Consider the following 21,674-nt stretch of genomic DNA (forward strand, 5'->3'; position numbering starts at 1 on the left):
GGCCTGACGACCAGAGATAAAAACTTTTGCGGGAGACAGGGCAAGGTTCGAACAATCCCCTCCATGCACAACCGAACACGGATCGGTGCCGTCCTCGCGGTCCTCGTCGCGATGAACGTCCTGTTCGTGGTGGCGATCCTGTGGGCGTACGGCGTCCTGCTGCCCGGGGTCGTCGCGGGCGCGATCGTCTTCGCACGTCACGGGACCGTACGTTTCGACCTCCTCCAGCTTCCCGTCTCGTGGTCGACTGTCGCCGTCCTCGTCGCCGGCTTCCTCGGGGCACAGCTGTACTACGGCTACAAGCGCGTCCTCGCACACACCCAGCGCGGGCGCGAGGACGCGGATCACGCTGTCGCGGGGATCGTCCGGCGGCTGGCGATGACGGCCGACATTCCCGAACCCGGTGTCCGGGTCGTCGACGCCGAGGAGCCGAGTTGCTATACGGTCGGCCGGTTCACCGACGCGACGATCGTGGTGACGACCGGATTGATCGAGCGACTCGACGCCGACGAACTCGCGGCCGTCCTCGCCCACGAAGTGGCCCACGTCGGAAACCGGGACGTGACGCTGATGACCGTCGCAACGCTGTTCTTAGAGATCGCCGAGCGAGCCTATCGTTCGGCACGACTCGCCCGCCGGGCGATCCAGTCGCCCGGTGACGTCTCCGTCCGTGGAAAGGTCGCCCTCTACTGGTTCCTCCCGCTGGTCGCGCTGACGTATGTCTTCGTCGCGCCGATCCTGTGGCTCTTCCCGACCGTCGCCGACTGGGCGACGCGAACGCTTTCCCACGCCCGGGAGTACGCCGCCGACGCCGCGGCCGCCCACATCACCGGCCGACCGCTGGCGCTGGCGACCGCGCTCTCCTCGCTGACAGAATCGGGCCATCACACGCCCGAGCGAGACTTGCGGACGGCCACGATGCAGGCGCTGTCGATCGTCCCGTCGCCGTTGATCGACAGTCGGGCAGTTCGATCAGTGCCGACGCCCGCCCGACCGCCGGACGACCGCGAGCGTCACGACCGCTTGCGGGCGTGGCTCGAGGGCGAAACGCCCGGGGTCGAGGCGGGTGAGCAACGCAGCGGCGCAACGGGACACACCCACCCGCCGGTCGGCGAGCGGATCCGCCGGTTACAGCAACTGGCCGCGGACGCCGAGCGGGAGGGTGGAACGGCTGAACGGAGGGGGAAGCGATGACGGACGCCCGCCGCGCGCTGTTCGCGCTGGGTGCCGTCGTCTGTCTGATCGTCGTCGCGAGTGCGCTCCCGGCCGCCGACCCGCGGCTCGATCCGCCCGGGACCGACGGCGGGGACGTCGTCGCCGGGCAGTGGGATGCGGGCGAGCGCAACACGACCGATCCCGCCCAGCAGGCAGCCGATGCCAGTACTGACGAACAGCCGAGCGACGACGAGACGGACACCGAACGCGATATCCAGGTCTCCGGGTCGCCGGTGCCGGGGACTCGCCTGACCGTCCGGACCGAGAGTCCCGATCCCTTCGACACGAACACGATCACCGTCGACGACGACGTAGTCGGCGACACCGATCCGTTCGGAAACCTCGATGTCCCCGTCCCCTACGCCGAGGAGATGACGATCGGTATCCGGGGCGAGGAAACGAGTCGAACGGTAGACATCGAGACGAACGCGACGATCTACGAGCAGTCCCCAGCGGTCCCGAACGGGACGCTGTCGATCACCGCCAGCGTCGAGACGGAGCCAGTCCCCGGCGCGGTCGTGACTGTCGACGGTGAGCGGGCCGGCTCGACGGACAGCGAGGGAGACGCAACGGTCCCGTTGCCGCCCTCGGCAGGACCCGTCGAGATCGGCGTCGAGCGGGGGCCAGTCACCGCCGAGCGGGTCGTGGACGTCCCCGACCCGACAGTCTCCTTCGCCACACCCATGCTGTTCCCCGGGTTCCCCGCGCACGTCGTCGTCTCGGCCGACGGCGCACCGGTCAGGGACGCACGCGTCGAGATCGGCGGTGAGTCGGCGGCCACGACTGGGGGCGACGGCAGGGCGATGGTCTGGTTGCCGGTCGAAGATTCGGCGACCGTGCGGGCGACAGTCGGGACGGAATCGGCGACGACGACGGTCGGCAACCTGTACTTCCGGCTGGCGGCCGTGGTCGTGATCGTCCCCGGACTCGTCATCGGCGGCGTCCTGACGTACCTCAAACTCGCCGCGCTCCGGCAGCGCCGCCGTGCCGAAGGCGTCGTCGCCGTCTTCGTCGGACTCGCGGGTGTCCTCGAAGGACTGTCCGGCGCGATCGGTCGCCTGCGCCGTTCGCTCGCCGACTGGCCCAAGGCCGTCGCGTCGATCGGCCGTCCGTCGCTGTCCGGACTCGGCGGGTGGCGCTTGCCCGCCCTCGGAACGGCCATCGCGATGCCGTCGCTGGGTGGGATCGCGGCGTCACTGCCGTCGTTCGGCTCGCTGCGAGACGCCGTCAGCGGCTCGCCAAACAACTCCAGCACATCGAGTTTGGGCCCCAATCGGCTCGTCGCGTGGCTCAACGGCGACGAGAGCGAGGAAGCCGACGACGCCGTCGAAGAGCCCACAGACACGGACGAGCCCGCCGTCTCGCTCACCCCGAGAGAGGAGATTCGGGCGGCCTGGCACGCGTTCGTCGACCGGCTCGACGTGGGCCGCCGCGAGACAGTAACGCCCGGGACGGTCGCTCGCCGGGCCATCAGAGACGGGTTCCCCGCCGACAGCGTCCGGCGACTCCTCGCGGTTGTGCGCGAAGTCGAGTACGGCGGGCGAGAGCCCTCACCCGATCGCGTCGCCAGCGCTCGGGCGGCGGCTGGCGATCTGATCACTTTCGAGGAGGACGAGGCGGACCCACCGAGAGCGGAGGACGGCTCGACAGGGGGGAGCGGGGAATGAGCGGTCTCGGGTCGCTACTCGACACGGTGGGCCGCTTTCGTCCCGAGAACCCGGAGCGCGTCGGCGTCGGCGTCGTCCTCGTCGGTGGGATTGCGGCCGTCCTGACGCTGCTCGTCGGGAGTTTCGTCGCTGTCTCGGGGACGTTGCTGGGCGTGTTACACTTCCTGGCAGTGTTGTTGCCGCTGATCGGGACGACCCTCGTTCTGGTGACGGCCTGGTGGGGGCTGAAAGGAGCGGTGACTGGGGAAACCCGACCCGACCCGCTGGTAGACGGTGAGCCGCCGGAACGTGGCAGCATTCGGTCGGTTCGAGACGTCTCCGCCGGGAATCCGATCGATCAGGCGGCGACCGACCGGTATCGCTGTCAGCGCGACGAGGCCGCGACGGACGTCCGGGGCCGATTGCGCGACGGGGCGATCCGGACGCTAGTCACGAGCAGCGGCCTCGGGCGGGCAGCCGCTCGGGACGCGATCCGGACGGGCGAGTGGACCGACGACCCTGTTGCGGCCGCATTTCTCTCGCCGACAGTCGCTCTGCCTCCCGCCGAACGACTCCGCGGCGCGATCGACCCGGGTGCAGCGTACACCCGCCGGGTTCGACGGACGCTCACGGCGATCGAGGCGTTCGGCGCGGCGACGCCAGCCGGATCAGAGCAGACACCGTCCGGCCCAGAGCGGTCCGCCGAGACGGCGGGGACCACGGCGGAGAGCGGCACAGACAGCACGAATGCAGCCGTTCAGGAGGGGGCGCGATGACCGGGCGCACGGTCGATCGGGTCGGGCGCTCCGAGTCGGCGTTCGCGGCGACGCTACTCGTCGCCGGCATCGGATTCGTCGCCGGGAGTCCATTCCTGATCGTCGCCGCGACGGTCCCGCTTTGGTATGCCGCCGCGAGCGTCATCGGCACCCGGGAAGACGCGGAAATTCGCGCCCACCGTGAGATGGTCCGCAATGGCGACGGTTGCGATAGCGACGGGACGGCGACACGCGAGGAGCCGCTCACCGGTGATCCGGGTGACGTCGTTGCCGTCCGGACGACCGTCGAGAACGTCGGCTCGGAGCCGATCGTCGACCTCCGGGCCGTCGACGGCGTCCCGACGGAACTCCCGGTCGTCGAGGGGACCCCCCGGGCCTGCGTGAGTCTCGACGCCGGCGAGACCGTGACCCTCGAGTACGACCTGGAACTCCAGCGCGGCGAGCACACCTTCGGTCCGGTGACCGCGCGGACGCTGGACCTCACCGGGAGCGTCGTCGAGACCTGGGACGTCGCGGCGACCGGCGCGGACGCACTCAGTTGTGAGCCGCCCATCGAGTCGGTGCCGCTGCGTGATGGGGCGAACGACTTCGCCGGCACGGTGCCGACCGACGACGGGGGCAGCGGCGTCGAGTTCTACGCCGTGCGAGACTACGAGCCGGGCGACGCCGTCGGCTCGATCGACTGGCGTCGCTACGCGCGGACGAGAGAGTTGACGACCGTCGAGTATCGCGCCGAGCGGGCGACCCGGATCGTCTGTCTCGTCGACGCACGGCGCAACCAGTTCCGCGGGGCGTCCCGGGACCGACTCGCCGCGGCCGAACTGTCAGTCGACGCCGCCGAACGAACTGTCGACACCCTCGTCGAGGCTGGCCACCCGACCGGGGTCGTCGCCGTCGCCGACGACGACCACGCCGCCGTCCCGCCGGGAACCGACTCGGGGACCCGGGAAGCCGCCGCGACGTTGCTCGAGTCGGCACGAGCGAGCGAGCGCCTCACCAACGGACGCTTCTGGCACTTCGGCGTCTCCACGGACCCGTTCGGGGAGATCGAACCCTCCCTTCCCGGTGAAGCACAGCTCTATCTGTTCTCGTCGTTCGTCGACGACAGGCCGGTCGAACTGGTCGAGCGCCTCCGGACCCGGGGATACACCGTTCGCGTCGTCTCGCCGGACCCGATCGACGACGACAGCCTCGAGAACCGGTTCGAGGCTCTCGTCCGCCGGACCCGCCTCGCCCGTGCCCGGTCTGCGGGGGCCCGCGTCGTCGACTGGGGCCGGACGCGACCGCTCGGAGTCGTCCTGCAGAACGCGATCAGTGGGGTGAGAACACGATGACGGCACGACACGATCGGGACGGGGACCACACGACAGTTACCCTGGATCCCCGGATTCCGGAACCGATCACCGCGGCGGTCGTGATCGCCGGGATCGCCGGCGTGCTGTCGCTTGCTGTTCACGACGCCCTCGCGATTCCAGGGGCAGTGCTCGGCATCGGGCTCGTCGTCGGAGTGGCCGGACTCACGGGCTCGTACTGGCGGATCGGGCTCACGACGGGATTGTTCGTCGCGATCGCCGGGAGTAGCGTCGGGCTGGTCGGTGTCGGCGTGACGGGAGCGGACCCGATGGCCGGTGTCCTGGCACTGGTGGCGATCGTGATCGGCGCTGGGGTCGGGCTGCTCACCGTCGACGGACTCACGCCACAGTCGGTCGGGCGCGGGGGAGTGGCAGCGATGTACGGCGCGGTCGCCGCGACGGTCTGGGCGACGGTGGGATTCGCCGTCGAGACGGTCGGCGGGATCGGGGCGGCGGTGTCGGAACTGGTGTGGCTCGGCGGGACGGGCAGCCTCGGTCTCAGAGTCTCGATCGTCCTCGCCGCACTCGCAGTCGCGGCGAGTGCGTTCGCGATCCCGCCCGCCGCGCTCACTCGCCCGGAGACCCTCGGGCGGTATCGGACGGTCAGACGCCAGGCTACTGTCGCGCTCACGCTCGTCGCAGTGGTCCTCGCCGGCGGGGCGTCCGTGAGTCGGTACGTCCCCGTGATGGCTGACGTCGTTGGGGCCCTCGCCGGGAGCGCCGTCGTTCGCGTGGCCCTCGCGGTCACGATCGCGACCGGGACCGCACTCGCGGCGGTCGGGGCGGTCCTCAGGCAGATGTGGTCGCGAGCGAGCACGCCGCCGAACTTCGCCGTGCCGATGCTCGCAGGCGCGCTCCTCGGCGTCGGCGGCTTCGTCGCCCTCGCAGTCTGGTTCGGCGTCGCGACGGGGGACGTGCTCTCCGTTCTGGTGGGTACTGCCCTGGTCCTGAGTGTCGGCGGCAGCTTCGCGTGGGCCCACGGTGTCGAACGTACCGACGATAGGGCGGGCGCGGCGCTCTCCGCCGCGGCGACGATCGCCGTCGCGATCGCGCTGGGGATCGGCGGGCTCGTGACCGGTGCGGACGTCGAACTCGAACGCGGGTTCAGCGTGGCGACCGCACTCGAAGCGACCGCAGCGCTGGCCCTGTTCGCCACGGCCGCGTTCGTCACCGACGTCGGCAAGTACGGTCGAACCCTCGGCTGGGACGTCGGTCGCGACGGAGCCAGGCCCCTCCCGCAGTTCGTCCGCGTGGGCTGGAGTGGGGCGATCGTCGTCGTGGGGTTCGTGGTCGCGACCATCGGGTTCGTCGCCGCGGCGCTGTTCGCACCTGTCCTCTCGGCCCCGGCGATGCTGGCCGTGGTTCTCGCGCTCGGGGCGATCCTGCTCGGAAGCTGGCTACTGTTCGCCTGATGAACGAGCCCTCGGAAGCTGGCTACTGTTCGGCCGGGAACTCCTCCATCGCCGGCACCGAGACGCGATCGAGGACCGACTCGATGATGGCCCGTCGGGAGACGCCTTCGACACTGGCCTCCGGGGTCAGGACGAGCCGGTGGGCGAGGACGGGCGGCGCGATCCGGCTGACGTCGTCGGGGACGACGAATTCGCGGCCGTCGAGGACGGCCCGGGCGCGAGCGGCCTCGAACAGCCGCTGGACGCCACGCGGGGAGACGCCGACCTCGACGCGGCCGTCCTCACGGGTCGCCCGACAGAGGTCGGCGATGTAGTCCCGAACTGGATCCTCGACAGTGATCGTCTCGGCTTCCCCCTGGAAGTCGAGGACGGCCGTCCGATCCACGACGCGATCGACCGTCGGGTCCGGGTGGTCGCGATCCGCGCGGCGGTCGATCAACTCGCGGGTTCCATCGGCGTCGGGGTAGCCAAGCGAGGTCTTGATCATGAAGCGGTCGCGCTGGGCCTCGGGGAGTTCGAAGGTCCCCTCCTGTTCGACGGGGTTCTGGGTCGCGATGACGACGAAGGGCTCCGGGAGGACGTGGGTTTCGCCGTCGACCGTGACCTGGCCTTCCGCCATCGCCTCGAGCAGCGCGGACTGAGTCTTCGGCGGCGCGCGGTTGATCTCGTCGGCGAGGACGACGTTCGCGAACACCGGGCCGGGGGTGAAGTGGAACTCCTCGGCTCCCTCTTCGAAGATGTACGACCCGGTGATGTCGGCGGGCATCAGGTCGGGCGTGAACTGAATCCGGGAGAACTCAAGGCCCAGCGCCGTCGCGAACGATCGCGCGGTCAGCGTCTTGCCCGTTCCGGGGACGTCTTCTAAGAGGACGTGGCCGCGGGCGAGAATGGCGGTCGTGATCTCTTCGAGGACCGTCGGGTCGGCGATGACGGCCGATCGGATCTCGTCGATGACCGTCTGGACCGTCTCTGCGGTGTCGGGGACTCCCATGCGTGTGTCGCCTCGCCACATCGACATAAAGTTCCTGATTGCGAACACGATTCCCGGCGGCGTGCTGGCGATGGAGACGACCGGATGGCGAACAGTGTCTGGTCGAAGGCAGGTGGGCCAGAGGTGGCTTTTTGTCCACAGGCGACTGTGTGACGGACGTGCTAGGTGGGCTGGACCCCGGGATGGTGATCGTCTTCGCGATCATCCTGGGGGCGCTGGTGTTGTTCGCGACCGAGGCCGTCCCGGTCGACGTCACGGCCATCGGGATCATGCTCTCGCTGCTGGTCGTCGAGCCGGTCTCGACGATGCTCGTCGAGTGGGGCGTCCTCGAGTCGGCCGTGTACGTCCTGCGCGCGCCGGGCAGCGAGGTGACGGCCGTCGAACGGGGCCTCTCGGGGTTCGCCAGCGTCGCGACGATCACCGTGCTGGCGATGTTCATCCTCAGCGCAGGCGTGCGACGGACCGGCGTGATCCAGATCCTCGGCCGGAAGGTCGGGGCGTTCACCGGCGAGGACGAGACCCGGCAACTTGGCGCGACGATCGGGATCGTGAGCCCGATCTCCGGGTTCATCAACAACACCGCCGCGGTCGCGATCCTGTTGCCGATGGTCACCGATCTCGCCGAGAAGGGCAAGACCTCGCCCTCGAAGCTCCTCCTGCCGCTGTCGTACGCCTCGATGTTCGGCGGGACGCTCACACTGATCGGGACCTCGACGAACATCCTCGCCAGCGACCTCTCGGCCCGGCTCGGTCGCGATCTCGGTATCCCGGAACTCCACGCGTTCTCGATGTTCGAGTTTACCCACCTCGGCGCGATCATGATGGTCGTCGGGGTGGTGTACCTCATGACGATCGGGCGGCGGCTGGTTCCCGCCCGGATCAAACCCGCCGACGACCTCACGAGCGAGTACGAGATGGCCGAGTACCTGACCGAGGTCGTCGTCCGGCCGGACTCGCCGGTCGTCGGCCAGCGCGTCGGCGAGGCCCTGGAAGGCACGGAGTTCGACGTCGACGTCGTCCAGTTGATCCGCGAGGACGCGATCTTTCTGGAACCACTCGGGGGAAAAGTCATCCAGGCCAGCGACGTCTTCGCGCTCCGGACCGACCGTGATACCCTCGTCGAGTTGATGGACGTCGAGGGGTTCGACCTGCTGGGGGACGTGGCCCTCACGGATGCAGATCTCGAGGCCCCCGAGGAAGGCCACAACCTGGTCGAGGTCGTCGTCGCCCCCGGATCGTTCCTGGTCGGCGAGACGCTCGCGAGCGTCAACTTCCGGCAGCGCTACGATACGACGGTGCTGGCCCTGCGACGCGGCGGCGACGTCATCCGCGATCGGATGGACCGGACGCGACTCCGGGTGGGCGACACCCTGCTCGTCCAGGGGGCGACCGACAGCATCGACCGACTCAACAACAACCGCCACTTCATCGTGGCACAGGAGGTCGATCGTCCGGACTACCGCGAATCGAGGATCCCCGTCGCCGTCGGGATCGTCGCCGCCGTCGTGGGCGTGGCGGCGCTGACGCCGATCAACATCGCCGTGGCGGCGCTGGCGGGCGCGCTCGGGATGGTTCTCACCGGCTGTCTGAAACCCGCCGAGATGTACGACGCCGTCGAGTGGGACGTCATCTTCCTGCTCGCGGGTGTGATCCCGCTCGGGATCGCCCTGGAGGTGACCGGCGGCGCGGCGCTGCTCGCCGACGGCATCGTCGCCGTTGCCCCCTCGCTGCCGCCGATCGTCGTCCTCGGGTTGCTGTACGTCGTGACGGCGCTGCTGACGAACGTCATCTCGAACAACGCGAGCGTGGTGTTGATGATTCCAGTCGCCGCCGAAGCGGCCGTGACCCTCGGGGCCAACCCCTTCTCGTTCGTGCTGTCGGTGACTTTCGCCGCCTCGACGGCGTTCATGACGCCCATCGGCTACCAGACGAACCTCTTCGTCTACGGGCCCGGCGGCTACGAGTTCATGGACTACGTCAAGGCCGGTGCACCGCTCCAGGCGATCTTCGCCGTCGTCACGACGCTCGGAATCGCCGTCTTCTGGGGCGTGTGATGGCTACCAGGAGCGTCGCTCGATTGTCAGCGGACGCCCTCGAGTCCCGCGATCGTGTCCGAAAAAGGCCGGGACGGTGAGCGCCTGCTTGTCCTCAGTAGATCGACCGGAACAGCGCGAGGACGTCGCCGGCGTCGACTGCACCGTCGTCGTCGAAGTCGAAGGTGTCGACGTTGTTCTGGACGGCTGCGCTATGGCGGTTGTTCAACAGCGTCCGGACGTCGGTGACGTCGACCGCGCCGTCGCCGTCGACGTCTTCGGCCAGGCCGTCTCCGTCGTGGTCTTCGGAGACGTCAGGGCCGAGTGCGGGACCGGCATCGACCGCGAGCGTCGCGTCGGCGGCGAGGACCGAATCGTCGTGGCCGTTACGGACCGCGTCGACCTCGCTGTCGGCGTAGTGACCGTAGACTGTCACGGCGTCACTCGACGCCGAGAGGCTCTCCAGGGCTCCCGTCTCGACCGTGACGGTGAGCTGGCCGTCGGAAAGTGTGGCGTCGGCGACGGCGACCGTCTCGGAGTCCTCGTTCATGACGGTGAACGTCGACTCGTTGATCGACTCGACTGCCTCGGGAACGTCGTAGGTGAGGGTCGTCATCTCGCCCTCGGACGCGATCGACGGGTCGTCGAGGGATCGGGTGACGCGTCGGATCCGGTCCTCCTCGGGCGGCGAGATCGTGCCGCGTTCCTCGATGTAGTTCACGACCGCGGTCCCATAGAGGGTGTAATCTTCATCGACCGTCGGGAGGGAAGCGAGGGAGTCCCAGCCGGCCATGTAGGAGTTGACCGTGACGTCGTAGGTCTCGTCCATCGCGATCGGTTCGCCGTCGACGTAGACGTCACCGATCGCCGGAGAGGCCTTCGGCTGGTCGAGGAACTCGTAGGTTACACCGCCGACCTGCAACTGGGGCTGGCTGCCGTAGTTGTCGGTTGGCGGCGTGACCTGGCTGTCCAGCAGGTCGAGGAGTTGCTGGCCCGTCATCTCCTTCGTGACGAGCGTGTTACCGAACGGCAGCGAGGTGTAGACGTCGTTGTAGGTGATATTACCCTCGTCGATCACGAAATTGCCGCGGATGCCGCCCGCGTTGGTCACCGCGACGTCGGCACCGGTCTGTTCGACGAACGCGTCGCCGATGATCCGGCCCCAGTTCGTGTCGTCGGCGTAGTTCCCGCTGGTCGAGTCGAGCGCTTCGGTGGTCTCGCCGGCGACCTGCGAGAGGTCCTCGGCGAACCCGCGCTGGACGACCTCGTCGGCCGACTCGTTCATCGACCAGTTGCCCTCGCCGAGGTTGTAGCGACGACCGTCGGTGAAGCCGACGCCGTCCTCGGTGACGGTGAGGTTGACCTCGCCGAGGAACTCGGCGTTGGCACCCGCCTCGACGATGACCGACCCGGAGGTGACTTCGGGACCGTAGGTGACCTCGTCGTCACCGGAGACGATCACGTCGATGTTGTCGGTGTTGTTCGCGAGTTCGCGTGACTCGGGAATCCCGATGTGAGACAGTGCCACGACGACGTCGACGTTCTCCTCTTCCTCTAGGGTCTCGGCGACCTGCTGGCCGGCCGTCGAGAAGTCAGTGACTTCGTAGCCCTTCTCCTCGAAGTCGACGGCTGTCTTCGGCATGACGGCGTCGTCGACCAGCCCCATGATACCGATCTTCACGCCGTCGCGGGTGACGGTCGTGTAGTTCTGCGTGCCGGGAATGTTCCCGCCGTCCTCGGCGCGGATGTTGGCGACGAGCCACGGGAACTCAGAGGCGTCACTGAAGTTCCCGACCTCCGCGAAGCCGTAGTCGAGGTCGTGGTTGCCGATGGCCTCGGCGGCCGGGTTCAGGACGTTCAACACGTCGACCGGGACGCGCCACTCAGAGACCGCCGAGAGGGAACTCGGGCTGACCTCGTCCCCGCCGCCCACGACGAGCGTCGGGTTGTCGAGTGCCGCCTTGCGGTCGTTGATCGCGCCGACGAGCGTCGCCATCGACTCGTTGCTCGCCATCGCCGTCTGAATGTCGTTGTACTGGACGATCGTCAGGTTGGTCCCGTCACCGGGATCGACTGACTCGTTGAGTTCGACCGGCTCGGCCGTCGGGGCGTCGGCCGCGACGGCTCCCGGAACCACAGCCACGGCGACGGCCGCCAGGGCCATCGCCGCGACGACGACCAGCGCAGCTGTTCGCCTCCCGTTCGACTCGGTCTCCCTTTTTAATAGCATTGCAATATAAGTAATACCCCGTCATATATATAATTGTTTTTGTGAGTGATTCTGAACAGCTTGTCAATAGGCTCCCTGTAGCGGTTTTACTCGACTTCAGGCGTACTCTCTCCGGTGTCACAAGGAGACATATCGACGAGTATACGACGCTATTTATATATCTATATTGTGCATATACTCCGGACGAGGTGAAAGCGATCGAGACAGAGCCCAGCCCGACGAGAACGGAACGCAGGTCACTCATACTGCCGGCTGTAAGTTCGTAAAGATATTCGCCACACCGGGGTGGCGAATTCCGTCAGTCTGTTACAGCCGGCAGTATCAGAGTCCGGCGAGGACCAATGCGGGGACGAACGCGACGTCAAGTACCGACAGCAGGATCACCAGAACTGCGCCCGGGAGTCCGCCGAGGGCGACCACCAGCAGCGCCAGTGGCGTCACCGCCACTTCCAGACCGAGGACGATCTCGGCGACCAGAAACACGAGGAGTCCGATCACCGCGTTCCAGACGAACGGTTTGACCACTTTGACGATCCAGTACGCGCCGAGAACGACGCCGAGGACGATCAGCAGCGCCGCGACTTCGATACCTGTTACCATATGCCCATTTCTCGGGGAGCGTGTATGTGTTTTCTGGCCAGTGGGATCGGGATGGGGATTGAACGGTAGGGCTGTTGGTGGAAACAGCGTGAAAGCCCCGAACTGTTCGAGTCGGGGGACCGCGACTGCGCTCCGCACTCCGTTGTGGTGCTTGTCGGGTCCGCCTTCCTCGAACAGTTCGCCCCTTTCAGTCCCACCCGCGTCTCCTGTTCGGGCAGCCGATTCAAATGGGGCTTTCACGTTGTCTGTGGTTGTCTTGACTTCGCAATATTACGAACGAAACGCTTTACCTCGCGTCGTCGTAACGTGTTGGTACGGGACCGTGGGGTAGCTTGGTATCCTTGCGGCCTTGGGTGCCGTTGACCGCGGTTCAAATCCGCGCGGTCCCATGCTTCTGCGAGGAACGGACGTGACGAGCGAAGCATGCAATAGCGAGGATTTGAACCCTGGCAGTCGCAGCGCGAACGGCGCGAGGTCGCGAAGCGACCTCGATTGGCCGAACGGCGAAGCCGTGAGGCAGTGAGCGACCGTCTGCCTCTGGTTCACAATCCGCGCGGTCCCACTGCCACCTTTTTACTGCGAAGGGTTTCCTCGGTCGCCTTCGGCGACCTGCGGGAACCCCTCTTGCAAAAAGCTGGGCCAAAAACAGCTCGGCGCTCATTTCATTCGCGCCGAGTGAAACGCGCTCGCTTCGCTCGCGCGCATCCTCACTCAAAACTAATCCAGTCGTCGACGCCCTCGTCGCGAGCGATACCCTTCACTGACCGGGCGTGTGGGATCGAAGCGTTCCCCTCCGAGAAGTCGATCGCGTCTTTCTACGCTTCGGAGAGTCCGATTTGTCCGGCCGATGCCAGCGACGGCTTCGAGAGTTGGCTCGATCAGGGGACCGGAGCCATCGTCTTTCTGCCGGCTGAGTGATCGGCGAAACACCTACAACCCTGTATAATTGAATTATACATATGGGAAGCACAATCCGCGTTTCCGACAACACGAAAGAGCTTCTCAACCGGCTCAAGCAGGAGGACGAAACGTACGATGAGTTGCTCTCGCGACTCGCCCGCGAAAGCGATACGATGAATCCTGGCGTCTGGGACGAAGACCAGGTAGACGCCGCTCGTGAGGTTCTCAAGCAGTCCCGGAAGAGTTTCGAGCCTCACCGATGAGTTTTCTCGATACGTCCGTCATCATCGACTACTTGGGCGATGTCGACGACGTAGTCGCGTTCGTTGACGATCAGGATACACTTCTTACCTCGAGTATCTGCGTCTTCGAAGTGCTCGTCGGCGAGGTCCACGCGCCCGGTCCGACCGACATCTACCAGCGACGCCAGGACTTCGGCCGCGTGCAGGCCATAGAGTTCACCGAGACTGTCGCGATCGAGGCGGTGCGATTGCAACAGAAGATGATGGCAGACGGAGTACAACTGTCCCCCCGGGATATGATGATCGCTGCAACGGCACGCTCGACGGGAGCCGAGTTGGTCGTCGCCGATTCGGACTTCCATGTCGATCCCCTCCGGGAGTACATGAACGTCCGCGATTTGCGCTCGGAGTAGTGTCCGGTTCTCGGCACATTACCGGACGGAATGAACCTCGACGACGGAAAGACAGTCTGGCCGTCTCAGGAAGAAGTCGACCGTCTCCTCGACGCCGTCGACGACGCTGTGACAGGCGTCGCGATGTGCCTCGGCGTGCGGTGTGGCCTCCGGACCGAGGAGATCGTCTTCCTCCTCATGGTCGTCGCCCTCTTGTTGGTAGCGCGCCCGGGATTCCGATAGAACCCGTCGCCGTCCGCCGAGTGGATCGGGCAGTCTCACAACCGAGTGGCGGGGAATGGCGGCGTAACACTCTTAGACCCATATATCCCAATATATTGTATGGTCAAAACCATTCGCGTTTCCGAAGAGTACCACGAGTGGCTCAGCGCCCACAAGAAAAGCGACGAGACGATGGAAGAGACGTTGCGCCGGATGACGCGCGGCCCGCACCCGAGCGACGTTGCCGGTCTCCTGACCGAGGACGAAGCCGAGGACGCCAAAGCGGCGGTGGATCGCCTCCGCGGGCGTGACCGCGGCCGCCTCGAGGCCGCCCGTAGTGCCTTCGAACACGAGGACACCGGCGAATGATCATCGATTCCTCGTATCTCTTCGATCTGATGGCGGAGGACCCGGCTGCGTTTTCGAAGGGCGCGGAACTCGTCGAGAAGGGTGAAATGCAGTGGTTGCCGACCCCCGTCGTCGCCGAAGCCTACTACTGCGTCGGGACGGTTCGTAGCGATACCACCGAGCAAGCGGTTCGCAATCGACTCCTCGGATACCCACGGATCGATGTCGACGAAGAGATCGCGCGAAAAGCCGGCGAGTTGCTCGCGGCGGCAGACGACCACGTGGGTGGGGACGCCGGCGTCGGCCCGAACGACGCGTACATCGCCGCGATGGCGGACGTCCTCGACGACGCAGTCCTGACGGACAACGTCGAAGACTTCGAGGCGTTGGGTGTGCCAGTCGAAACCTACTGACCCGGTGTGGGCGGCGATCGGAGATCCCTGGCCGCAGGCGAACAGCGATCAAAGACAGAGCTCAGCATCCGATTAGTGAAATTCCCGGGACAAAACGAACCTCGACCACTACCCGCGCAAACCCAAACGATAGGTGAGACGGGCACCGACATCTCGGTATGAGAAGCGACGTGAACCGGGGCGATCGACCGACCGACGACAGCGAGCCATGATCGTCGCCGACCTCCACGTCCACACGACGCGATCCGACGGCACCCTCCCACCTGAGGCCGTCAGCGACGCCGCTCGGGCAGTCGACCTCGAGGCGGTCGCCGTGACCGACCACGACCGCCTCCCGCCCGTCGACGCGCCGGTCGTCGAGCGCGACGGCGTGACCGTGATCGCCGGGATCGAACTCCGGGTGACGACCGGCGAGCAACGGCTGGATCTCCTCGGCTTTGGCGTCGATCCGACGCCCGAGCTTCGCGCCGAGACCGACCGCCTCCAGGCCGACCGCATCGAGCGCGCCCGGCAGATCGTCGACTGCGTCGAGGACCGCCTCGGCGTCGACCTGGACCTCGAAATGCACGACGGCATCGGCCGGCCACACATCGCGCGGGCGATCGCAGAGAGTTCCGCCCCTTACGACGCCCAGAGCGCGTTCGAGGCCCTCATCGGGACGGACAGACCCTGCTACGTCGCCCGGGACCTCCCCGCCTTCGAGCGCGGTCGGGCACTCCTCGCGGACGCGGCGGCGCTCGTCGGTCTGGCCCATCCCCTCCGATACGACGATCCGGAGGGCGCGCTGGCCCACGCCGCGGACCTCGACGCGGTCGAACGCAACTATCCCTACGACGGCGCGGTCGATATGACATCAGTCGAGGACGTGATCGCGACCCACGACCTCCTCGCGACGGGCGGAAGCGACGCTCACGGGGAGACCCTCGGGAAGGCCGGGCTGGAACGGGACGCGTACGAGCGCGTGCAGACAGCCCTCGGGGACGGATCTGCCGAGTCCTGACACTGGCGTCACTGGGCCGTCAACGGCGATCGTCTGCCGTCCGTCGGACGAGAACGGTGGGTTCAATGCCGCGGCCCACGTAGATGCAGGTATGCAGTGTCACTACTGCGATCGGGACGCGGACGTCGCGGTCGAGAAAGACGGCGTCACGGTGGGTCTCTGTGAGGATCACTTCCGCGAGCGGATGTCGGAACTGGCCGACAGCGAGTGGCTCGAAGGTGTCAGCGACGACCTCGACGTCGAAGGCATCGAGTGAGCGCCGCCGTGCCCGAATTTCGAACGGTCTCCAGACCAAGTCGGACTGGATCGCTACCTGTGCTCGTCACTTCTCTAGGGTGTGTTCTTCCAGCCACGCGAGCAACTCGTCGGAGACGGCCCCGCTCTCGCTGAGGAAAAAGAGATGCCCGCCCTCGACCCGGCGATGCTCCCCGCGCGGAAGCTCTTCGGCCAGCCGGGCCGTCGCCGCAGGGTCGACCACGGCGTCGTCGGTGCCACTCATCACGAGCGCCGGCGTCGTGATCTCGTAGAGATCCTCGAGATCGGCTCCGAGCCACGCCGCCTGCTGGTCACGAAAGCGCGCCGGTTCGGCGTCGTCTGTCGATCGCCACTCGGCGATCTGCTCGATCGTTTCTGGATGGGCTGTCGGGACGCCGGGACCGAAGGCAAGGTCGAGCGAGTCTCGCAGGGCGTCAGGGTCCTCGGTTGGCGCAGCCAGGGCCGAGAGAGCGTCCTCGTCGACGGCCGCGCCGGGGGCCGTCCCGAGGAGCGTGAGGCTCGCAACCCGATCGTGCCGACGGGCGTACTCCAGTGCGATCGCGCCGCCCAGTCCCGCGCCGACGAGGTGGACGCGCCGCGAGCCGACGGCGGAGACGACCGTCTCCAGATCGGCGACGAGCGTCGAGAGCGCATAGGGGCCGGCAGGCGTGTCGGACTCGCCAGTCCCGCGCAGGTCCCAGACGACGGCCTCGTAGGGGCCGGCGACGGCGGCGTGCTGGTAACTCCAGAGCCACGCGCCGAACCCGATGTCGTTGACGAAGACGACAGTCGGGCCGGAACCGGTCACGTCGTACCGAAGGGTCACGCCGTCGCGATCGACTGTCGGCATAGTCGAGTGGTGCGAGCGCCCGCTCAAAGGGCTACCGGTGACGACCGCGTGATTGCGGGGACCACCGAAGCTAAAACCCCTCGTGTCCAATCCGGCGGTAATGGGGATTGCAGCGTTTATCGACGCCGTCGAGGACCAGCAGAAGACGGTGACTGTCCTCAACCGTGAGTCGGTCGATCCGCTCTATCGCATGCTTGAAGGGATGTTCGACGACGACAGCGTCACCGTCACCGAGAGCCAGGACCCCGACGCACCGGGCGACGTCGTCCTCCTCCGTGACGAACAGACGGGGTCGCTGGCGATCTCACAGCTGGGCGAGATCAGCGAGACGCTGTTGCTCGTCAACTCCGATCTGTACGTGACCGGGACCGTTCCCTTGGCGGAGGTCGAGACGCCGGAAGTCGTGGCTCACCTCTCTGACGTCACCTTCACCGTCGCGGACAAACAGAAGTTCCTGCTGATCCACATCTCGCGACACATCGAATCGCTGGCCCTCGAGACAGACGACGGCGTCCTTCACTCCTCGTTCCAGCGCCTCTCGCGCATCCACGACGAACGCGGGACGCTGAGAGCCTACGAGACACTCGCGAATTCGGGCGTCGGCGTCCACGTCTACGGCGTCGACGACTGGGAGCCACCGGGCTTCGCCGACCGCCTCTCGGTCCACGCCGGCGACACTCCGGAACTCCGGGACTCGTGGTTCGTCGTCCACGACGGCGGTGGCGACGAGCGTCGGATGGCCGCCCTCGTCGCCGAGGAGATCGGCCCGAACGAGTATCGGGGCTACTGGACGTTCGAGCCGGGATTGGTGAAAGAGATCCTCGCGTACCTCGAATCCACGTATTAGCCCACGCCGAGTGCAACTGAGCCGCGTGCGACGACGACAGCTCTGAAGGGACGAAAGGGAAGAATTCGGGGGACACCGTCTGCGTATTCGAACTCCGGGGGAGGAGTTCAGGGTGCCTCTGACAGTTCGATGGGGGATGCGGGCCGGCGTGCCGACCCAGTCGCTGATTGTGGACCAGCACTTGTAAAAGGGTGAGACAATTTACTCAGCGTGAATAAACCCATCTGCCCGGCTGACGCCGTCGCCGTCAGGTGTCCGAGGTACTCGCGACCTGCCGCAACACGTCGGGAGCCGCTTCGAGGGCCGGCTCGAGGGCGTCTCCGTCCGGGCCGCCACCCTGGGCGAAGTCCGGCGGGCCGCCGCCCCCACCGCCGACGCGTTCGGCGAGGTCGCTCACGACTGCACCGGCGTCGACACCGGTGCCCTCGGGTGCCGCCACGACGAACTGCGCGCCGTCGAGCCCGGAGCCGACGACGGCGACCGACCCGTCCTCGGAAATGGCGTTGGCGGTCGCCCGCAACTCGTCCATCTCGCCGTCGACCCGCTGAATCACGGCTGTCGTCCCGTCGAGGTCGACTTCTTCGCCCGCACTCCCGCCCGAGGCGCGCACTTCGGCGAGTTCCGCCTGGAGTTGCTCGATCTCCTTGCCGCGTTCCTTCCACTCGGCGAAGAAGCGCTCGGCCGTCTCCGGGACGTCCGCCGGGTCGACGTCGAAGGCCGCGGCCGCCGCATAGAGGGCGTCTTCGGTCTCCTGGCTCGCCTCGATGGCTGCCTCGCCGGCCGAGAAGGTGAACCGGACGACGCCGTCCTGAATGCGCTCGGTCGAGCGAATCTTGATCGCCCCGACTTCACCCGTTCGCGAGACGTGAGTCCCACCGCAGGCCTGGACGTCGTCTTCGACGTGGATGAGCCGGATCTGCTCGCCGGCCGGGATCCCGCCCTGATAGAGGTCGAAGCCGTACTCGGCCTCGGCCTCGTGACGGTCTGGCCACTCCTGGGTGACGGCGGCGTTGTCGGTGACGATGTCGTTTGCCACGCGTTCGATCTCCTTGACCTCCTCGCGGGACACTGGCTGGTAGTGGCGGACGTCGATCCGTGCCGAATCAGTCCCCTTCTGTGCACCGGCCTGGCGGATGTGCTCGCCCAGGACCTCTCGGGCGGCGTGGACGACGATGTGGGTCGCGGTGTGGTGGGCCATGAGTCGCCGTCGCCGCCCGCCGTCGACCTGTCCGCGAACGAAGTCTCCGGTCCCCGGATCGGTGTCGGTCCGGTGGAGGACGACGCCGTTCCGGATCTGGACGTCGGTCACGTCGACCGTCGTCTCGTCCGTGGCGAGCGTGCCGTGATCCGCGGGCTGGCCGCCACCTTCCGGGTAGAACATCGTCTGATCGAGCACCACGTCGTAACCGTCCTCGCGCTCGAGGACGTCGAGGACGACCGCCTCGAACTCGGTGCGAGTCTGGTCGTCGTAGTAGAGTTTCTCGGTGTCGGGGAGCTCGGCGAGTCGCTCCTCGGCGTCGGTCTCCTCGTCCGAGCCGGCGCTCTCGGCGTCCTCGTGGCGCTCGGCGACCAGCGAGTAGAAGTCCTCCGGCGTCTCGACCTCGACGCCGCGGTCGGCGGCGATCTCCTCGACCGTCTCGGCCTGGATGCCGTGGCTGTCGTAGAGTTCGACGAGTTCCGCGGTGGGGATCGCCTCGCCGCTGTCTGCGTACTCCTCGGCCAGCTGCTCGACGCGTCGATGCCCACGGTCGAGGGTCTCGCGGTACTTCTCTACCTCGGTGCGGACGATGTCCCGGATCGTGTCGCGGTTCTCGTAACCCAAGCGCTCGGCCTGCATGTCGACGAGTTCGTCCATCGGCGCGTCGACGCCGACCTCGTCGACCAGGCGTTTCGTCCGCCGGAGGACCATCCGCGCGAGATAGCCCGTCCCGACGTTGCTCGGGACGATCCCGTCCCCGAGCATGTACGAGAGCGTCCGGGAGTGATCGGCGATGGCGTAGATGGATTCGAGGGGTTCGACCAACTCGCGGAGTCGGTCGGTCTCGACGCCGATCTCCGCGGCGATGTCGTCACGGGCCGCCTCGACGTCCTCGGCCTCGTCGATGTCCATCCGACCGGCGAGTTTCGCGGCCTGGTGGACGATCGCCTCCTCGTCGGGAGTATGATCGATCCCCGCGTTGTCCGTCAGGAACTCGATCATCTCGGGGTAGACGGCCTCGTAGACCGTGGGTGTGCCCTGGGAGACCCACGTCCAGCGCTCGAGCCCGTAGCCCGTGTCGACGATGTAGGTGTCCATCGGGCTGTAGGTGTTGCCGTCTTTCATCTCGTAGTCCCCGTCGGGATCCTGTTCGAACTGCATGAACACGAGCGTCGCCAGCTCGGCCCCACGGTAGATGACCTCGAAGGCCGGCCCGGCGTTGCCGCCGCCGACCCAGGGGTCCTCGATCAACGTGACTTCTTCGGGGTCGGCCCCGAGTGCCTCGAACAGCTCCATCGCGTAAGCGACGGTCTCCTCCTTCCAGTAGACCTCGCCCTCGTAGGCGTACTCGCCCTCGGCGTCCTCGCGGGCGTTAAAGGCGTGGTGGGCCATCATCTCGAAGGCCATCGTGTGTCGCCCGGTCACGCCGACGTTGTCGATGTCCTGCATCCGGATACAGGGCTGGCTGACCGCCAGCGGATTGGCTGGCGGCGGGGTCTCGCCGCTCGTCACCAGCGGCTGGAAGTCGTAGATCGACGCCTGGGTGAGCAGGACGTCCTCACGCCAGCGGTTGGCCGCGACGGGATAGGGGTCGATGCGTTCGTGACCGCGCTCCTCGAAGAACGAGAGGAACGCCTCACGCATCTCGCCGAGGTCGAAGTCCTCGTCGAATCCCGGATTGTCGATGAAGCTGTACTCGTCACAGGGAGGCTCGCCACAGGTCTCCCGCGTCTCGTCGAGCGTCCAGAAGTGATCCCCACACTCCACACACTCCTTGCGATGGAACCCGCGCTCCGCGAAGTACTCGAGCCGGTATTCCTCCTCGAGATCGCTCATTCGTTGGCTGTATTGTGGCCCGTCCGGCCCTAAATCAGTTCCGAAGGGGCTGTTCGGGCTGGTGAGGGTGTCCTGGGGCCGAAAACGTGCGTTCCGGCCGCGTCACTGTCTCGCCCAGTGCCGATTCGAGGCCGGCGTGATCGAACGGGTGTGAGACACACGGAGACGCCCGGTTTGGCTATTTGACGGGCGTTAACAACCATCTCGCAACGCGCGCCATGGCAGCCCCGAGCAGGTCAAAGACGTGCAGCGAGAACGCCCAGAGCAACACGCCGACCGGAACTGCGAGCAACGCTTCCGAGAGCGAGTTCAGGTGCCACCACGGGCCGAACTGCAGGATCGTCAGCCCGTCGTAATGCAGCGGCGCAGTCACCAGCGCCAGCGACAGCGCGGTGAGCGTCACGGCGACCGAAAACTGGAGGAGGCCAACCGGAAAGCGGGCCAGCACGAAGACACACGACCGCCACGTCTGCTCGTCGGTGCACGCATTTCGGACGTGGGCGAGCGGCGCTGTCGTCGGAGCCGTGGCAAGCGCCGGCGGCGACTCCACCGTCACGTCGAGGAGGGAGACAGCCAGACGGCGCTCGACGCTCGCGACACCACGGACGAACATGACCGTTCCGGCGAGGATCACGATGCCGACGAGCAGGATCGAAAGCGCGAGCCCGAGCGAGACACCGATCACGACGCCGAGAAGCGAGACGACACCGAGCGGAAATCCCAGGGCGTGATACGCGAGCCGTTTGTACGGCCCGGGGTGGAAGACGATACCGAGACCGTCGTCGGAGACGGAGAGGGACCTGATATCGAGGGCGGACATCGACAGAGATGTCAGAAGCGCGGACGAAAAAACTATCGGAATATCCGCATCTATCCGAGTGTTTCCGGCTGAGTCCGTTTTCCGGCAAAAATATCT

The 21,674-nt window shown here is 66.8% G+C and carries 20 protein-coding genes and 1 tRNA gene; 15 read left to right on the top strand and 6 right to left on the bottom strand.

What is annotated here, in order from left to right; all coding sequences use genetic code 11:
- The first annotated feature begins 63 nt into the window (after positions 1 to 63).
- Genes HTIA_RS08495 through HTIA_RS08515 form a run of 5 tightly spaced genes read left to right on the top strand, consistent with a single transcriptional unit; the run spans position 64 to position 6,401 of the window.
- On the top strand, positions 64 to 1,194 hold the full coding sequence (locus HTIA_RS08495; protein WP_008524305.1) for a M48 family metalloprotease: 1,131 nt from the start codon (positions 64 to 66) through the stop codon (positions 1,192 to 1,194).
- Positions 1,191 to 2,882, top strand: coding sequence for a DUF4129 domain-containing protein (locus tag HTIA_RS08500; RefSeq protein WP_008524306.1), 1,692 nt, complete (start codon positions 1,191 to 1,193; stop codon positions 2,880 to 2,882). Before HTIA_RS08495 ends, HTIA_RS08500 begins: the two co-directional genes overlap by 4 nt.
- Positions 2,879 to 3,637 (top strand): DUF7269 family protein, encoded by a 759-nt coding sequence (locus HTIA_RS08505; protein ID WP_008524307.1) that lies wholly within the window; start codon positions 2,879 to 2,881, stop codon positions 3,635 to 3,637. The genes HTIA_RS08500 and HTIA_RS08505 overlap by 4 nt, the downstream gene beginning before the upstream one ends.
- Positions 3,634 to 4,971, top strand: coding sequence for a DUF58 domain-containing protein (locus HTIA_RS08510; protein WP_008524308.1), 1,338 nt, complete (start codon positions 3,634 to 3,636; stop codon positions 4,969 to 4,971). The genes HTIA_RS08505 and HTIA_RS08510 overlap by 4 nt, the downstream gene beginning before the upstream one ends.
- Positions 4,968 to 6,401 carry a hypothetical protein gene (locus HTIA_RS08515; protein ID WP_008524309.1) on the top strand — a complete coding sequence of 478 codons (1,434 nt, stop codon included), beginning with the start codon at positions 4,968 to 4,970 and terminating at the stop codon, positions 6,399 to 6,401. The genes HTIA_RS08510 and HTIA_RS08515 overlap by 4 nt, the downstream gene beginning before the upstream one ends.
- A gap of 22 nt (positions 6,402 to 6,423) precedes the next feature.
- Here HTIA_RS08515 and HTIA_RS08520 read toward each other — a convergent pair whose 3' ends face one another.
- Positions 6,424 to 7,392: an AAA family ATPase gene (locus HTIA_RS08520; RefSeq protein WP_008524311.1), complete on the bottom strand. Its 969-nt coding sequence runs from the start codon at positions 7,390 to 7,392 to the stop codon at positions 6,424 to 6,426.
- Between the two features lie 182 nt (positions 7,393 to 7,574).
- Between HTIA_RS08520 and HTIA_RS08525 the strand changes: the two genes are divergently transcribed.
- Positions 7,575 to 9,446, top strand: a complete 1,872-nt coding sequence (locus HTIA_RS08525) for an SLC13 family permease (RefSeq protein WP_008524313.1) — start codon at positions 7,575 to 7,577, stop codon at positions 9,444 to 9,446.
- 94 nt (positions 9,447 to 9,540) lie between these two features.
- Here the strand turns inward: HTIA_RS08525 and HTIA_RS08530 are convergent, their stop codons facing one another.
- A complete protein-coding gene (locus tag HTIA_RS08530; protein ID WP_020936246.1) occupies positions 9,541 to 11,655 on the bottom strand; it encodes a bifunctional metallophosphatase/5'-nucleotidase in 2,115 nt (704 codons plus the stop codon).
- Between the two features lie 321 nt (positions 11,656 to 11,976).
- On the bottom strand, positions 11,977 to 12,255 hold the full coding sequence (locus HTIA_RS08535; RefSeq protein WP_008524315.1) for a pro-sigmaK processing inhibitor BofA family protein: 279 nt from the start codon (positions 12,253 to 12,255) through the stop codon (positions 11,977 to 11,979).
- A gap of 316 nt (positions 12,256 to 12,571) precedes the next feature.
- On the opposite strand from HTIA_RS08535, the gene HTIA_RS08540 reads away from it, so the two are divergent.
- From HTIA_RS08540 to HTIA_RS16830, 8 genes are all read left to right on the top strand, one after another.
- Positions 12,572 to 12,644: transfer RNA gene (locus tag HTIA_RS08540), tRNA-Pro, on the top strand.
- A 570-nt stretch (positions 12,645 to 13,214) separates the two neighbouring features.
- Positions 13,215 to 13,418 (top strand): DUF7557 family protein, encoded by a 204-nt coding sequence (locus HTIA_RS08545; protein ID WP_008524316.1) that lies wholly within the window; start codon positions 13,215 to 13,217, stop codon positions 13,416 to 13,418.
- The gene (locus HTIA_RS08550; protein WP_008524317.1) at positions 13,415 to 13,810 is read left to right on the top strand and encodes a PIN domain-containing protein; all 396 of its coding nucleotides are present in this window, start codon (positions 13,415 to 13,417) and stop codon (positions 13,808 to 13,810) included. The genes HTIA_RS08545 and HTIA_RS08550 overlap by 4 nt, the downstream gene beginning before the upstream one ends.
- A gap of 30 nt (positions 13,811 to 13,840) precedes the next feature.
- A complete protein-coding gene (locus HTIA_RS08555) occupies positions 13,841 to 14,032 on the top strand; it encodes a hypothetical protein (RefSeq protein WP_008524318.1) in 192 nt (63 codons plus the stop codon).
- A gap of 99 nt (positions 14,033 to 14,131) precedes the next feature.
- Positions 14,132 to 14,380, top strand: a complete 249-nt coding sequence (locus tag HTIA_RS08560; RefSeq protein ID WP_008524319.1) for a hypothetical protein — start codon at positions 14,132 to 14,134, stop codon at positions 14,378 to 14,380.
- A complete protein-coding gene (locus tag HTIA_RS08565; RefSeq protein WP_008524320.1) occupies positions 14,377 to 14,772 on the top strand; it encodes a PIN domain-containing protein in 396 nt (131 codons plus the stop codon). The genes HTIA_RS08560 and HTIA_RS08565 overlap by 4 nt, the downstream gene beginning before the upstream one ends.
- 208 nt (positions 14,773 to 14,980) lie before the next feature.
- A complete protein-coding gene (locus HTIA_RS08570) occupies positions 14,981 to 15,772 on the top strand; it encodes a PHP domain-containing protein (RefSeq protein WP_008524321.1) in 792 nt (263 codons plus the stop codon).
- A 91-nt stretch (positions 15,773 to 15,863) separates the two neighbouring features.
- Positions 15,864 to 16,028: a DUF6757 family protein gene (locus HTIA_RS16830; protein WP_008524323.1), complete on the top strand. Its 165-nt coding sequence runs from the start codon at positions 15,864 to 15,866 to the stop codon at positions 16,026 to 16,028.
- Positions 16,029 to 16,094: 66 nt separating this feature from the next.
- Here the strand turns inward: HTIA_RS16830 and HTIA_RS08575 are convergent, their stop codons facing one another.
- Positions 16,095 to 16,877 carry an alpha/beta fold hydrolase gene (locus tag HTIA_RS08575; RefSeq protein ID WP_008524335.1) on the bottom strand — a complete coding sequence of 261 codons (783 nt, stop codon included), beginning with the start codon at positions 16,875 to 16,877 and terminating at the stop codon, positions 16,095 to 16,097.
- 100 nt (positions 16,878 to 16,977) lie between these two features.
- Here HTIA_RS08575 and HTIA_RS08580 point away from each other — a divergent pair, with 100 nt between their 5' ends.
- Positions 16,978 to 17,724 (top strand): DICT sensory domain-containing protein, encoded by a 747-nt coding sequence (locus HTIA_RS08580; protein WP_008524336.1) that lies wholly within the window; start codon positions 16,978 to 16,980, stop codon positions 17,722 to 17,724.
- Between the two features lie 247 nt (positions 17,725 to 17,971).
- Here HTIA_RS08580 and alaS read toward each other — a convergent pair whose 3' ends face one another.
- Positions 17,972 to 20,758, bottom strand: coding sequence for an alanine--tRNA ligase (gene alaS / locus HTIA_RS08585; RefSeq protein WP_044950757.1), 2,787 nt, complete (start codon positions 20,756 to 20,758; stop codon positions 17,972 to 17,974).
- A gap of 178 nt (positions 20,759 to 20,936) precedes the next feature.
- Positions 20,937 to 21,578, bottom strand: a complete 642-nt coding sequence (locus HTIA_RS08590) for a sensor domain-containing protein (RefSeq protein WP_008524345.1) — start codon at positions 21,576 to 21,578, stop codon at positions 20,937 to 20,939.
- Positions 21,579 to 21,674 lie beyond the last annotated feature (96 nt).

The sequence above is a fragment of the Halorhabdus tiamatea SARL4B genome (assembly GCF_000470655.1).
Lineage (GTDB): Archaea > Halobacteriota > Halobacteria > Halobacteriales > Haloarculaceae > Halorhabdus > Halorhabdus tiamatea.